This window comes from Paenibacillus sp. J31P190 (assembly GCF_059692075.1).
Map to the genome: position 1 here is coordinate 83,451 of NZ_JCAUAS010000001.1, position 15,263 is coordinate 98,713.

Below are 15,263 nucleotides of genomic sequence, written 5' to 3' on the forward strand. Positions count from 1 at the left end.
TTATCCCGTCCTTTTATACGAATAATTGTCGCTGTTCATTTATTTCTAGTAAAAACTGCTGCAGCTCGTTTTGCAAGTCCTGATGAGCATGAATCCCTTGCTTTTTCATTTCCTTCTCCCTTGCAAGCACTACGGCATATGCTTTGGACTTTTGCTTGATCTGCTCGAAAGCTTCCCGTTGAATCCCACGAATTGAACGATTGACATAAGACTCCACCCAATCCGAGAAGCCCTCTCTAATCACCCTCATATTGTTTACAACTTCCAATTTTAATTTCGGCTTCACCGTATCTAACTGGTGCTTAAGCATCTTCTTTTGAACATAGGGCAAACCAGCCATAGCAATGATCGGGATAAAAATTGGAGCACCAAACACCATGGCAAGCGCCCCCGCACCACCGACCAAAAGGCCTGATTTCACCATGGGATCATCAAGCTCAGGCGCCTGCATGAGTGCTTGCTCATCATAATCCAAGCCAGCCGATCGTACTCTTTTTACTTCAATCGATTCTTCAAACGACTCCGATAGCCCTTTGGATATTTCCGTCTCCAGCTTAACAAGAAGGTCGTCGATCCGATCAGCATAATGCTCAATCCATGTCTTTAATCTTCTTTTTATAAGAAGCGGAATATGCGTTTGAAAATATTGACCGATATCGGAACCATGATAAATGTTAATGGACTCCTCCACTTCACGCTGTACATTCTCGAATAAGTACTCGATCGATTTATCCAACATCAGCTTGATTTCCATATATCGATCAGAGATATAAATCTCCACCTGCTCTTCGATTTCCGGCATCCCCTCATTCCACGCTATGAGCTGCTGCATGCCAGCTTCCAGTTCTTCCTCCGTTTGCTTGGTTAGAAGCAGATGACGTTCGATATCAGCGGCAATATCCGCAAGAAGGCGGGAGTATCTATAACCGTATCTGGCCAATTTCTCTTCGCAACGGGAACCGGTTGCCACCATCTCCTGAATCTTCTGCTCAACCTCTTGAATGCCTGAAAGCTGAATCAATTCCATGTCCTGATTTTGTTTACCCTCTAACGCTTCTACTGCCGACAAGGGAAGCACCACTGGATCCTTAAGTCCCTCCACGGCTGCAAGCCGAGATCGAATTGTCTGGATGACTTCATCCGCCGAATCGTCTACGACATCCGCATAGTTGGCAATAAATAAAATACGGTCAAGACCTTGCTTCAGAACCGTTTCTGTCAAAAATTCAAACTCCGTCCTTCTTACCGGCGTCGTCATATTGAGCATGAACAATACAATATCCGCGCGAGGCATCAGCCCATAAGTAATGGATGATCGTGCTGTGTTCAAATCGTTTACACCAGGTGTGTCCACTAATACAACCTTATTGTGCAGGACTGCACTCGGCAGTGTCATCTTCAAATAACGAATTTCTTCGGAAATTTGCTTTCCTTCCGCTATATAAGGCTCTAAATGGGCAAGCTGCAGCGGCAATTGCTCCACAGAGCCATCTTGCTTATGAACGAACAATTCTCGCTCTTCCCCATACACGAGCATATTGATCGTTGCTGTTGTAGGTGTAATCCCCATTGGCACCAGTTCCTCGTTAAGCAAAGCATTCACGAAAGTAGATTTGCCGTTATTAAATTCGCCCACAGTTACGACTAGAATTTGATCCTCTTCAATAGCTGCCTTAAGCTGTTTCACATCTTCAAGAAGTTGTTCATAGTGAAAGGAGGTCAGACGCTGCTGCATCCCGCCTAGAAGTTCGATCATCTGTTGTTTTCTAGCCTCGTAGCCCTTCATGATCTGTTACCTCCTGCTGCTTTAAACTGGTTATTGAGTAATTCTTGAATGATCGTTAAAAGCCTTTTTTCTCTGATTTCCAGTTTCTTCAGTGCTTGGGTAATTTCTGTCTCGTTCATTTGATTGTTCTGAATCATCACGTCCATTTGAGCCGCTGTTTCATCCATCGTGCGCTGTACTTGAGCTTCATATTTCTCTTTAACGACGGGCACGATGCTAGTCCAGTGCTCACGCAGCTTACTCACTCGCTCAACAATGGGAGTTTCAAACCGCTGCTTGATCTCTTCATCAAGTTGTTCCTTTTTACGATCCCTTCCTGTAAAAAAATCACTAATACCATTAAAAAAATTCTTTACTAATAGAATCGCTCCGCCAATCAGAACGCCTACTATTGCAAGTTTGGCTATTAAAATACCAATTATGCCTGCTTGTAAGATAGATTGTATGAAATTGCCCGTCACAAAGGTGCCCGTGAACGGGTTAAAGATTAAATTACCAAATGAAGGAGTTGCCCATTGCCTCTGAATATCCTTCAGTCCTTCAACGAGCGGTTTACTCTCGTCTTCTATACTTTCGCTGATCATTTGCTCTGCTTTTCTTTGCAGTTCCTGTCCTAACGCTGTCTCTAGCGGAGCGATTTGATCCTCTACTTTTCGCTTAACCCTGTCTACATCATGCCCTTGGATATAATGCTGCTCAAGTGCATCCTTTGCTTTTCGGGAAATATCCAAAAGCTGCTTCTCGTACCATTTCCGCAGCTCGATACCCTGCTGCTGCAGCCTCATATCGATTCTAACTACGGATTCTTTACCTTTCTTGCGCACTTCTTCCAACTGAAAAGACAGACCCTTCATCTGCTCTTTCAAGTCTTTAATATTGTTATTTAGCGTCGAGCGTTCAAACTGCACATACCGCTCCAGCATATCTTCCGCAGCTCTCACCCCTCGGCGGATCGGCTTGTCCAGCTTAATGGGACCTCGTTCAAATTCTAAAAATGCCATTAAAGCTTGTTCAAACTCTTGAATCCCAGTCTCCTCCAGAGGCAGAATCGGTCTTCTTCTCTTTGCATGTCCTGTCTCGGATTGAGGGGAACGGTTTAATAAGGCATGCCGAGAGGATAGGGCAAATATTTTAGGGTCATCCACGACGGTTGAAAGCTTCTGGATCACATAGGCGTGCACCTTCCCGAGTTCCGATTCATTCAGCAAGTCTTTGAAATTCATGATAAAAAACAGTTTTTGAATATCCGAAGACAAGATCCGATGCTTGATAAAGCTCATTTCTGATTCAGATAAAGCCCTTTGAGCATTCAATACGATAATGGCCGCATCGCATTTAGGTATGTAATAGTTCGTTATAGCTTCCCGCCCCGGGTCTAGATCATTCGTACCAGGACTATCAATCATGACGACATCATGTTTACATAGCTCAACCGGCTGCCCGATTTCGGCATGGTCGATGCTTTGAATAAGTGAAATGTTTCGATGTATGGCCTCCCGTGTGACGTTGTCACCCTCTAATGACTCCTCAGGGGCAACGATGTTCCGAAATTGCGCCTGTGTAAGCTCCCTCGGGGGACGCTTCTCATCTCGAAAATGAATGCGATAGCTCGGAATGGGGTCATAACTAATTTTATTTAAAATAGCCGTAGTCGGACGCACCGCTGCCGGCAGTACTTCCTGACCAAGCAATGCATTTACAAAGGTCGATTTGCCGTTATTAAATTCCCCAACAACCATTATTTCAAATTGCTCCCTTTGTAAGGTCGCAAACATGTCTTCAACATCACTCATCAGGTGTGCATTGTTCATTTCCTGCGCAAGCTCTTTGAGTTGAACAAGCTGTGTTAGCACATTTTGCTTCTTTCGCTCATATAACGCAAATGCGTAAGACACATTTTCACTCCCTTTCTTAATCTCTATGTATCACTTTGGATGACGAACAAAAGAAACATACGTTTCTTTACCAGAAATCCATTCATTTTCACCAATTAGCAACCATCCATTTTGTTCCTCCATAACTTTGAAGGAGCTTCCTTTTTTCACAATCCCGACTTTTTCGCTATTGAGATCCGGTTCACTTCTTACGTTCAGCTCAAATGCAACTACGGTTGCGATTCCTATAATTTTTCTCTCAGGCTCTACCGGTTCTTTAACCTCCTGAACCTCAGTTGTCTTTACCGCTGGCTTTAGCTTATCGACCCAGGACATCATCAAATCCCGGTTTGGCCAAATGGATGCACACAGTGCTCCAACCAAGATAAAAGACATGATATAGGGGCGAAGATATGCCGTATTCAGCGTAAACCTCTCGGGCGCATAAGGCGTATAGCCTATGCCTTCGAAGGTTGTAGGTGCTCTGGAACTTAATACATAGGGCAGCTTGTCTTCAACCTTGATGGAAGCCTCATCTACTTCTAACTGACCTACTGAAGCTGTATAGGCTTCAACCAAATCTCGAAATGTATAGGATTGCAAACCTTCAATAACTTTGTGTAAGGATTCACTAAACCGATTTAGGACATATTCGTTATGAGAATTTTCAGAAGCAATTACAATTGATCTTATATGTTCCAACTGCACCGCCAATGGAATGAAGAAGGCATACAGCCCTAGTGTCATTGTGTCTGATTCATGTGCCGATTTCACACTATCAATCCGCTCTTTATATTCTTCGATAAGCTGGACCGATTCCGTTTGAAGATGATTTTTCTTCGCATTGATTTGAACTTCCAACCGATTCATCAGCCTAGAGAGATCCGAGCCAAATTCAGACTGATATTTGTTAATGAGTTCGCAGGAGTTCTCACAATCTCCTCGTTTTTTCTCTAGGTTTGTGAGTCTTCTTTCCACGGACTGAAGCTTCTTTCTCGAAGTGAATAATTGTTTGATCCGTCCAATACCTATCCCAACTGCAGATGCGTGCTGAGTGATGGTTTCATCCCGATAACGATCAAATTGCTCTATATTTTTTTCGTGGAACGTTTTCATAGATTGGAACTTATTCGACAGCTGCATAAAGTCTTTCTTTATTTGTATATCAACCTGCTGCAATACTTGTAATAAGTCTTCGAAGGCATGTACGGCTGGGTTTAATATGTTGAATGCTTGTGATGCTTGCTGCAGCTCTAATAAATTTTTATGAAGCTTCTGCTGATGGTTAATGTGTGCGTGAACCGTTTGTTTGATAAAAAGCGTCAACCGCCCGCTTCGCTCAACCGTTCGGTGATTACCAGCCAGCTCTTTCGACTCTTCTAAGAATCGTTCAAAGAATCGAATTATATCCCGCAGCAGCCTCTGTAGCTTCAACTGCTCCATTTGCTTCAGACAGGGAGCTAGAGCTGAAAAGTTACTCCACTCCCGTTTTTCTGCGTCATTCTCCAAAATACCCTCTAACGCATCAATTGAAGAAACACCTATGATTTCACGCGTGTAGCCACGAAGCTTTCGTTGTTCTCTTTGCAGCAGCTCGTCTAAGTCCTCATCGGTTTGATCGTAATGGAGATCAATGGCATTCACAATGCCTAGAGGGACAATTCCATATTCTTTCATCTGTTCAAAGCTCTGAATTTCAGACATTCTCCCGACAGCTCCGTATCGAAATAGCCAAATGACATCATCTGCTTGTTGGAGAAATGCATGCGTCGCTTGGGTATGCTGCGTATGCGTTGAGTTCAGTCCCGGAGTATCGACCAAAGTGATTGTCTTTAACAATTCGGACGGAAGACTAACAATGAGATGGTCTGCTTCAGCACGTAGTTTAGCTGCTTTGGGATCCCCCTCAGCAGATAGCGTATGAAGGAGTTCAAAATTCAGTTGCTGCTGACTACCATCCTTATTAACCATCTCCAAGGACTCGGTTTCGCCATATTTTAAAACAGTGATCATCGCAGTAGCAGGCGTTACATCTGTTGCTAACCACTCCTTCCCCAATAATGCATTAAGAAAGGTCGATTTCCCTGCGTTGAATTCACCCATAACCAAAACTCTGCTATTTTCCTTCGCATCACGTACAAGAGCCCCGAATTCCTCCGCCCAGGCATCTCTTAATTTCTGATTGGATATACCATCTTGAATCTGATCTAAGGCTGTAAGTAAATGATTGTATAACTCCATGCCAGTCTCTCCCACATGCATCTATAATTTTTACTAGCTTTGAATGAGACAGATTGAAACAAAAAAAGCATGCCTCTCCTAGGTAGAACCTCTCGCCTTCAGTGATAAATCCGGATTACATGCATGCTCATCATAGCTGTCTTCCTTAGGTATGTTGAACTAAATCAACGTAGTATTTATTCGACATTTCTTAACATTTTCCTCTTATCCTCGTCCATTGTTTCCTAAAGCACTACCAAACACATCCCGAATAGTTCATAACGAGGATTTTACCGTTAAGACACGAAATTTGTTAACCACTCCCGTATTACGCACCAATTTTTACGGATATGCTTAAAGGCTGTGTCCAGGAACATCACGATATGGGTGCGTACCCTTCCAATAGATAACAAAAGAAGCCTATGAGTTGATAGATTTCAATTTAAATCTATCAACTCACATGCTTTACAAAGTAAATAAAGATTAGTCTAAATTTCTAAATAAGATGAGGTCCCAGTAGGTCCCTGTATTCTATAAGATTTGCAAACAAAATCATGACCCTGAATACAGGAAAGGGAACAACTCACTTTGAATGAATGGCCTATTTCAACTCATCCTAATACATTACATTATTATTGCATTCCACCACGCAACCACTCTTGAATTGTATCATTATGAAATAAAATACGTCTTCTCATCCTTATATGAGGTATCTGCTTTTCACGAACCATGGCATAAACAGAATCTGTTGATACGCCCAATAGTTGAGATAGTTCATTTACAGTTAAAACAAATTTCATCACACAACTCCTATCTTAAGTTTTTATTACAAAAAAACCTTCCTTAATAGGAAGGCTCGTCAATTTACTTTCATTTCATAAGTACACTACAAAAATGTAGCACGCTACCTTTCATGAAATTCAACAGGTAGTAATACTGGACCATGATATAGTGCTAAATTGACTTGGTTACTAATAACCGTTTGAACGAATCCAAACTTGCAATCAAACTCTGATAATAACTCCTTTAAATACTTAACCTCAATGCCCTTAATCTCTCTTTCCACGATCTCAATAAGGAATCCACCCGAATTTACTTCAACTCTTAAATAAAGAATAATCTCATTGTCTTTTATTACAACTGGTTTGATCCAATGATCGTCGGTTGAGATATTTTGAAGACGTATTAACAAATCAGCTTTATCCCATAAAAATTCCGGATAAAGCTTCAAATAGCAGACTAACTCCCAATCGTCTATAACCTCTTCATTCATCAGCCAACTTAACGGAACTCTACATAAAACGGCTAATTTAGAAAGCAGCAGTGTTTTGTCACCTGTCTTATTACTGTTATTTAATAAGTTTTTAAGTGACGTTGCATTTACAGAATAACATCGGTTTAAATCCCTCCATGTCATACCTGTTGCACTCTGATTTAATAAAATTCTTCTTCGAGTAGCTAATGTTACCGACCGAAGAAGTCGATTGTAACTACCCATGTTTTTTTTGATCACAGGGATTTCATGCCAAAAAACTTCTTCATCTTCTGAATGCATTAAAATATATTCTTCTTCACTAATTTCACCTGAAATAAATTTTTCGTAATACTCCAAGTGCTTTGGCTTTAGATATATTGAACCCGGTCGCGGTTTCTTTGGTTTATTCATTAGCCTCACCAAGGATAATGTAAACCACTAAGCGCTTAATTAAAATAATGCTACAAATTCGTAGTGCAATTATTTTTAACGTTAAACCGGACATCAATAGATACAAAGCTTTTTCCCGTTACATCCCCATTTACATTTGCCAAGCAAGAAATTCGTGGGATTAACTTTTGAATCAATACCAAATTAAAGGTTTTCGAATTGATTGACTGACCCATAAGCCCCACCTCCTTTCATATTTTTGAATTAGGGGGAACGAGAAATGCACCTAATTAAATCTATATGATAAGGAGAGCACAGTTTATATGGAAAAGGAACAAGAACCAACAGAAACATTAGACTTATCCAAAATAATGGACGAGTTTTCTGAGCAATTAAAGGAAACAACGGAGTGGAATGAAATAAAGAAAGATTTTCCGTGGAATACCACTTCTACGCAAAAAGTTTCCGTGGAATGTTTAAATAACGAATTAACTGATCAGAATGTTACTATCTCAAGTATCAGGGTGGTGGACATGTTGAACAGTTTGTTCGCTGTAGATTTCCATAAGATACAACACTCTCCCTATCTAGGCCCCAATGGCATCAACGAATGGATTTTAACCAATTTAGTCAGTCAGGTCTATCCGACAGGAGTTATGAATTGGCTAAAAAAACATTCGAATCAGCATCCTTATGGTTTTTATCAACGATATCTTCTAATTAAAGATTTCATTGTATTTTGTTCGAATGAGCTCCAAATCAGTGTTGATTCTATTGATCACAAGACTCTCTCTAATCAGGATTTGTATATAGCATTTGCTACCAAAGCTGAATTGAGTGGCAAAAGACCCAATATTTTGGGCTCCTTATACCGACAATTCCAGCCATTCTCTGTGCTAGAGATTCCACCTTACAGAAGGAAAATTGCACCAGCCTTTTGTCACCCTTTAGTTGAACGGCATCTTCAAGCTCTAAAAAGGAACGGCAGGAAGCATCACACTTTAAGCAGTAATACAGCTGCCTGCCGAAATTTCCTCATCTGGTTATGCCACAGTTATTGTGAGTTCAACAATTTTACTATTAATAACGTCCCGCTAAGTTTAATCAAACAATCTCACTTGCTCGAATACCGACTCTATATAAAAAGACAAGTTTCGAATAAGTTGAAGGATGATAAAAACGCCAGCACTAGTTTTTATTACGTTCGATCTCTATTTCAATCTCTACATCAAATGTCCCTCATTAAAGAAGATGTAGCTTTTGGTATCAAAGGATTACCCTTTGGAAATTATCATTTCAGAGAAATACCCAGCAACGAGAAAATCCAGCGATTTTTTGATATAGTTCGAACGTATTCTCCAGAACCTTTTGTCCATTTACTCATATATAGCTTAATGCTATACCTTGGATTACGTATTTCAGAGGCAATTAATCTTAAGTGGGAAAACTTTAATCGGTCTATCTGGAGCGTCTCCATTAAGAGCAAAAGCAACGAATACTCCATTCTGCCGGTTCCCAAGCAGATCAGGTACCTAATAAACCACCACTTCAAATCTAATACCAAAGGCTTCATCACTAATAAAGTTCCTACAGCATTCGAAGTTCAGCTCTCCAATTACCATCAGTTATATTGTCTTCTGGCGGGCTGGACGTTCGAGCGAAGAGGTTTTCATCTCTTTAGGCATACCTATATCACCAAGCTGTCAGAACATCCACAATGCACTCCAAAACTACTTATGAAATTGGCTCGGCATACAAAGCCAGCCAGCACAAGCCTGTATATACATCGTAGCGGCCATGTGCTCCAACAAGCCATCGAAAGGATCGACTATTCATTGTAGTAGAGCTACGTACAACGCAAAAAAGACATACCTGTTGTGGTTGTCTTTATGGCCCCAGCTGATTACTTATATAGGCAGAATGCCCTGCTCCAACTTCGCCGAAATCATTGAGCGGCGAAGAAAATTAGTTTTGCTAGTAATGTTTTAATGATAGCAGGTTTCATCTTGACTGTCTATGCAATTGAAGGAGGAAACGCAATGCCCATTATTGAACAAAATTCACCTCTTAACAGCTTACGTTCAGAGCTGCAAAATGTAGTCGCGAACTACTCCCCTAATCTGATTGAAAAAGTGCTACAAGACATGGGAATGTTACCTTCTAACATTCTTCAGGAACAAAAAAATCCTACTTATGAAGAAGCATTTGCTTACTTTTTAGCAAGTGCACATTATCTAGGATTAAGCAAGTCATCTAAAAAGACATATTCATCAGAGCTCAAACAATTTAGCGAATACATCATTAGCAAACTTGGGAACACTGCAAAACTTAGAGATATAATGGATCCTCAGTTTTTACTTGACTACTTAAATAACGAGCTACACGTTAACACTAAGTCGAAAAAAAGCGCATTTCTGAGGTCACTCCTAAAAGTGACACTAAAAGAATATTTCAACGAGCATATAGATGATCTAAAGAAAATACTTAAGATCAAGTGGAGGCGTGATAGTGATACAAATATAGATTCGTTGCCAAAACCATTGACTAAGATCCAGTTAACTGAAGTAACAGCAATTGCATCCGCTTCTCGAAATGGATTACGCAATCATGCAATCGTAATGACTTTCTTAACATCAGGTATCCGATTGAATGAACTTATTAACTTACAAATCGGAGATTTGAATATAGAAAAGGGTTTACTATCTGTGATACCAAAAGGAAATGAAAATGGCAAAAGAATTCGCAACATTAATCTACTTGGTAAAGCTATCTTGATAAACTATATTAACTTCACTTACAACTCGAAAAAAAAGAGCTTATCGAAGGAGGAATATGATAAATTATACATTTTCTCTGCCAGCAATGGTCGGAGACCATTAGATCCAAAAACAATCGAATGTTTCGTTTCGAATATTTATGATGAGTGCACATCAATCCCAAAAATTCGAAATGGTAGAAAGAGACCATTTAATGTACATACGTTCAGACACTGTTTCGCGGTATATGGGTTGGAAGGGGGCCTTGACATTTTCACAATCTCAAAGTTACTTGGACATCAAGATATAAAATCAACTGCAATATATTTAGATCTCTTCAATGATCAACTGAGCAAAGCCATGGAAAGACATCCTTTTGCTAATAAGGTAGGAGATGAATAAATGGAACATTTATTATTGGAGTCAATCTACTTTCGACAATGGTACAAACTAGCTGACATTAGAAAATCAACATTAGAACATTACACCTATCGGTTACACAAATTTGAATATTATCTTGTCGTTGTAAGAGGCTTAGCTGACGTATTGGATTTTGATAATTTCATTTACTATCCGGAAGATAATCTGTATCTTTCAATAAACGAAGATTTTATCAATGACTATTTCAGCTATTTGGGTTCACTTAATACAACAAACCGTTCGTTGTATATGCATGTGAGTGCCCTAAGAAATTTCTTTGGTTTTTTAAAGGACGTACAATTAATAAAATTCAATCCAATGGCTTACTTTAAAAATCCTTATTATGACCCCAAAATCACCGATAGATCAATTTCTTTACAAGACAGTGAAAAACTAATGAAAGCATCACAATGGCTGGACAGATCCGATCCATTCTTTCGAAAGCATTCGGTATTACTTTTGCTAATGCTTACTACGGGTTTGAGAAACAAAGAAATCAGGGAACTAACCATTGAACAATTAGACTTTGACAGGAATATAATTTATGTTGATCGAGGAGAAAAAACAAAAGCCAATACAGTATTCATGCCTAGAATTCTCACCTTATCATTGCATAGATTAATAAACCACCCTACGCATAAAAAGTGGCAAGAGTCAGGAAATTCAAACGTATTTTTTAGTACAAAAGGGAAGAAATTCAATCAGTTCACTTTAAACGCAATTCTAGATAAGTTATGTCAAAGAGCGGGGATTGCAAAAATCAGTTCTCATTGTTTAAGGCATACTATGGCTTCTCTTTTGCTAAGTCGAGGTGTTGATATATCCATCATTCAGAGGCAGTTAAGACACAAATTTATTGAAACAACGTTGCGGTATTTACCTACTGCTACAGTGGATGAGATTGGATTTTCGAATTATGAACACTAACTAAAAGCACCTTTCATATGTTGACATCAAATTTCCAGCTTTCGCAGCCGCTAGATGGAGCAGGTCGTGTGTTGAACCCTTCAAGCCCTCCTGCTCCTTACCGAATAAGGCGTAAAACTCCTCCTCGTTCTGCTTCGGTTTCGTCCGATATCCATCACGCCCTAGAGAGAAGCCCCAGCTCTATAGCCGTTCTGTTCCGCCTGTTGTATCAACGCGCGAGATAACGAGTTACAATTGTACGGGGATTACCTCGAATATCTTGATTTACGCTAAGAACAAGACCAGGATCAGAACGTTCCCATGATAATTGATGTATCGTTCTGATATCCCGGTTCAGTCATCTCAGGTAATGGATCCGTTTCAGCTATTCGTCAAGCAAATCCTTAATGAAAATAAGAGTGTGCTTGTCAAGTAGCGCCACACATCGACCAGAATATTTGAACGTCTTAACGGGCTTTTCGATCACACTTCTCGTATTGTCCGTGAATTTATAGATCCATTTACTTGTGAACTGCTCTTCATGCTTATTTCTTCTCGAGTGATTCGTTTATTGGGTTCAAAACGGATGTTGCCTACCACCACTTTGCCTTATCTTCTTTTCCCAGTTCCATATGAACCCGGAAAACGATAGGACATAGCATCGGTGTGTTTAGGCCCTCCGGCGTCTCCTTTAAAGACTCTCGGAATATATGGTTTACCTTTATCATCAACTCGAGTATTTAGAGCATACCTATCATCATTTCTCTTATGTGCAATTAGGTCACTTAATTGTGCCGCGGTATATTTAGCTTCCTCAATTGTATTGCCGTTTTTTTCCCATAAACCATCGCATTTATATCTAAACCCGTTCTCCAAAAATAGTTTAACCTTATAGGCATACTCCAAATCTTAATCCCCCTTCTTAGACAATTACTTTGCTTCCACAATGCTAAAATTTCATGAACACTTTTGCACAACGTGTTAACTTCAAAAAAATAACCGGTAAATAATAACTGAGAGCATGCTCGCCTGCAGGATGAGCAATCCCATTCCGCGATCAGGGTATGGCTCTTACGTCTTGCTCTGATCTCGTTATGTCCCTAATAAGAAGGTTTGACCTTCAATAGCCCTTAAGCTAGCACATCAACACGGGTTGTTTGCCCGTTCGTGTCAATCATTTTTTGGCTAGATGAAGGTTTAGCAGATGGATACACCCAATCCACACTACTTACAGCTATTAGTGACTTGAAAAGTCTAAGTACAGCGGTCCTGCTGACATTTTAGTTCTCAAAAAATTGGTGATAGCGTCTATTCGCCAACATAAAAAATTACTTACATCCCTCCATAATAGTTTCTATTTTCCCAATGTATAAAGGTATGTCATTAGGTATCTTTTCATGGTTATCTTTTTCATTTCCTGGAACCGAAATTGGTCCGATTAACTGGCCTGTTACTAAGTTTGATCCTGAAAGCAACTTAACAAATTTATTTAGATCCTCATCATTAGATAATACTTTTGATGACTTTCCGCTTTTGGGTACAAATTGATGCACTACAAATATGCATTGTGAAGCTTTTTCTTTTTTTGCCTCAATCAAAGTACCCGCAACTGCATGTAACAATTGGTATCGAAGATGTAAAGTTTCCTTGTATCCGAAAATACCTTCCAACAAATACTTTATTCGGTCGGGGATTTTGCTTCTAGGGTTTCCGACCATAGACTTAACCATATATTTAGAGATGATTTCTCCATACGATTCATCTGCCTTTGCTTCAACAGAGATGACTGTTCTTCCACATCTAGATTCACCTATTAGCAAAAGATCATGGTTTCTACCCTTACCATAACTATCCAATTTCGTTTCAAACTCTGGAATGCTATACGCCATTCTAAATCCAGAAGTACAGTCATTTGAGTCCAAAAGACTCAGCAACTCCTTAGGTACCTCATCTTGCCCGGATTTGAACCATACCTTCGCTAATTCCTTGGCACTGTGGCAATCCCCCCATTGAGCTATTCCTCTTGCGGGCGGAGCATATTTATACCAGTCATCAACACTTAGAATCTCTCGACCTGTTCTACTCTTTATCACAGCATTCGTCCTCCTTCATGTCTAGCTTTTCTGCTTGAGAAAGTTTTTAAATTGAGTTCTAAAATCTCCGGCTCCACCGTTTGCTGGATGGGCTACTTGATAATTACTAATGGCATTTTGGCTAAGGATGTTATGTGAATGTTCACCAATAGTAATTACTTTGGCAGTTGGATTAAGTGTTATGAGCATCTTAACAAACTCAAGTCCATCTTGAAGTTCCTTTCCCGTAGGTGTACGGTTACTCAATGAACCTTCATTCGGATTAAACGGATGGAAGGGAAATATGTTCCAAAGAATTACCTTATTGGGATCTAAGTTGTTTTTAATTATAAAATCCCAAACAATGGTTGTCGTCGGTTCTGCAAAGCCATGAATTTTTCTTGAAGCCTTCTTTAAATCACTATTTGGATTACTCGTTCGCACCTTTTTTCCTTCAGATTTATAGATGACATTTGGAGATATCTGCTTATATTTCCCAATCATTATCCGTTCCGATGTCATAGCTATACCTGAAAATCTACCTCCTTGATACCCCAGAGCTTCAGCAATTAGTAAATATTCTGCTTTCGGTACCCGCTGATTTAAATACTGTGCTAAATTACTCCTCCTAATAATTGGTGCATCCTTACCAATATCGTAATAGGGATCATACTGCTTCCATGGATTAAATGTCGATGATGATGCTTCGAATTCAACTAAAGCGTTGATAAAAGATTCAATATTACCATTCATTTATATTCCTACCCCACTTTGAGATATCACTTTTTCAATACTATTTATATATTAATCTCCTCAAGCACATTACTGATTTTACGTCCTTGTATCACCATGTCTGCGAATTTATTTAACGGTGTAGCTTCCATGTTAACAATGACTAACTTAGCTCCACACTGCTTTGCAATTAAAGGCAATGTATTAGCTGGATTAACGACAAGAGATGATCCAAGCACAATAAACAAGTCTGATCTTTGTGCTTCCTCCTCAGCTTTTTTCAATGCAATTGAATCTAGAGATTCTCCGAAAAGTACAACGGAGGGCCGAAGAAAACCACCGCATGTGCAGTAATACTCGTTATCATTTTTGAGATAGCGATCAGATGAATAAGAAGAACCGCAGTTTTGGCAATGTAGTTTACGAATAGTCCCATGTAATGGGATAACATTCAGATTACCTGCCATCTCGTGCAGTCCATCTGTGTTTTGTGTAATAATTGATTTTGTTAGACCAGCCTCCCCCCATTTTTTGAGAATGCCATAGCCTTTATGTGGTTGAATGCCTTGTAATTTCTCAATTCTCATACGATAAAATTCGATGAATTCTTGCTGATTATTTTTCATTGCACTAAGGCTTGCCATCTTTTGCGGATCTTTACCGTTCCATAACCCAATTTGGGAACGGAAATCGGCAAGACCGTTTTCGGTACTCATCCCTGCACCTGTAAATATGACGGCATACTTCGATGCTTTTAACCATTTTTCCATTTTCCACCCCGTTTTCACTTGATAATCTTATTAGATCATATAGTCCCATCAAATATTTGACAGCTCACTGATGTATGCAAAA

General features: G+C 39.7%; 12 protein-coding genes. 3 read left to right on the top strand and 9 right to left on the bottom strand.

Going from position 1 to position 15,263, the window contains the following annotated elements; genetic code table 11:
* Window positions 1-13: 13 nt before the first annotated feature.
* From AC58U0_RS00390 to AC58U0_RS00410, 5 genes are all read right to left on the bottom strand, one after another.
* Window positions 14-1,786 (bottom strand): dynamin family protein, encoded by a 1,773-nt coding sequence (locus AC58U0_RS00390; RefSeq protein WP_497377040.1) that lies wholly within the window; start codon window positions 1,784-1,786, stop codon window positions 14-16.
* Window positions 1,783-3,681: a dynamin family protein gene (locus AC58U0_RS00395; RefSeq protein ID WP_497377041.1), complete on the bottom strand. Its 1,899-nt coding sequence runs from the start codon at window positions 3,679-3,681 to the stop codon at window positions 1,783-1,785. Before AC58U0_RS00395 ends, AC58U0_RS00390 begins: the two co-directional genes overlap by 4 nt.
* Window positions 3,682-3,711: 30 nt before the next feature.
* On the bottom strand, window positions 3,712-5,901 hold the full coding sequence (locus AC58U0_RS00400; protein WP_497377042.1) for a dynamin family protein: 2,190 nt from the start codon (window positions 5,899-5,901) through the stop codon (window positions 3,712-3,714).
* Window positions 5,902-6,512: 611 nt separating this feature from the next.
* A complete protein-coding gene (locus tag AC58U0_RS00405) occupies window positions 6,513-6,680 on the bottom strand; it encodes a helix-turn-helix domain-containing protein (RefSeq protein ID WP_497377043.1) in 168 nt (55 codons plus the stop codon).
* 104 nt (window positions 6,681-6,784) lie between these two features.
* Complete coding sequence (locus tag AC58U0_RS00410) at window positions 6,785-7,546, bottom strand: hypothetical protein (protein ID WP_497377044.1); 762 nt, start codon at window positions 7,544-7,546, stop codon at window positions 6,785-6,787.
* A 302-nt stretch (window positions 7,547-7,848) separates the two neighbouring features.
* Between AC58U0_RS00410 and AC58U0_RS00415 the strand changes: the two genes are divergently transcribed.
* The 3 genes from AC58U0_RS00415 (at window position 7,849) to AC58U0_RS00425 (ending at window position 11,628) form a co-directional block, all read left to right on the top strand.
* On the top strand, window positions 7,849-9,366 hold the full coding sequence (locus AC58U0_RS00415) for a tyrosine-type recombinase/integrase (RefSeq protein WP_497377045.1): 1,518 nt from the start codon (window positions 7,849-7,851) through the stop codon (window positions 9,364-9,366).
* Between the two features lie 198 nt (window positions 9,367-9,564).
* Complete coding sequence (locus tag AC58U0_RS00420) at window positions 9,565-10,683, top strand: tyrosine-type recombinase/integrase (protein ID WP_497377046.1); 1,119 nt, start codon at window positions 9,565-9,567, stop codon at window positions 10,681-10,683.
* Complete coding sequence (locus tag AC58U0_RS00425; RefSeq protein ID WP_497377047.1) at window positions 10,684-11,628, top strand: tyrosine-type recombinase/integrase; 945 nt, start codon at window positions 10,684-10,686, stop codon at window positions 11,626-11,628.
* A 588-nt stretch (window positions 11,629-12,216) separates the two neighbouring features.
* Here AC58U0_RS00425 and AC58U0_RS00430 read toward each other — a convergent pair.
* From AC58U0_RS00430 to AC58U0_RS00445, 4 genes are all read right to left on the bottom strand, one after another.
* Window positions 12,217-12,513 (bottom strand): hypothetical protein, encoded by a 297-nt coding sequence (locus AC58U0_RS00430; protein WP_497377048.1) that lies wholly within the window; start codon window positions 12,511-12,513, stop codon window positions 12,217-12,219.
* Between the two features lie 422 nt (window positions 12,514-12,935).
* A complete protein-coding gene (locus AC58U0_RS00435) occupies window positions 12,936-13,700 on the bottom strand; it encodes a DUF6946 family protein (RefSeq protein ID WP_497377049.1) in 765 nt (254 codons plus the stop codon).
* 21 nt (window positions 13,701-13,721) lie between these two features.
* On the bottom strand, window positions 13,722-14,432 hold the full coding sequence (locus AC58U0_RS00440) for a uracil-DNA glycosylase (protein ID WP_497377050.1): 711 nt from the start codon (window positions 14,430-14,432) through the stop codon (window positions 13,722-13,724).
* Between the two features lie 44 nt (window positions 14,433-14,476).
* A complete protein-coding gene (locus tag AC58U0_RS00445) occupies window positions 14,477-15,181 on the bottom strand; it encodes an NAD-dependent deacylase (RefSeq protein WP_497377051.1) in 705 nt (234 codons plus the stop codon).
* Window positions 15,182-15,263: the final 82 nt, after the last annotated feature.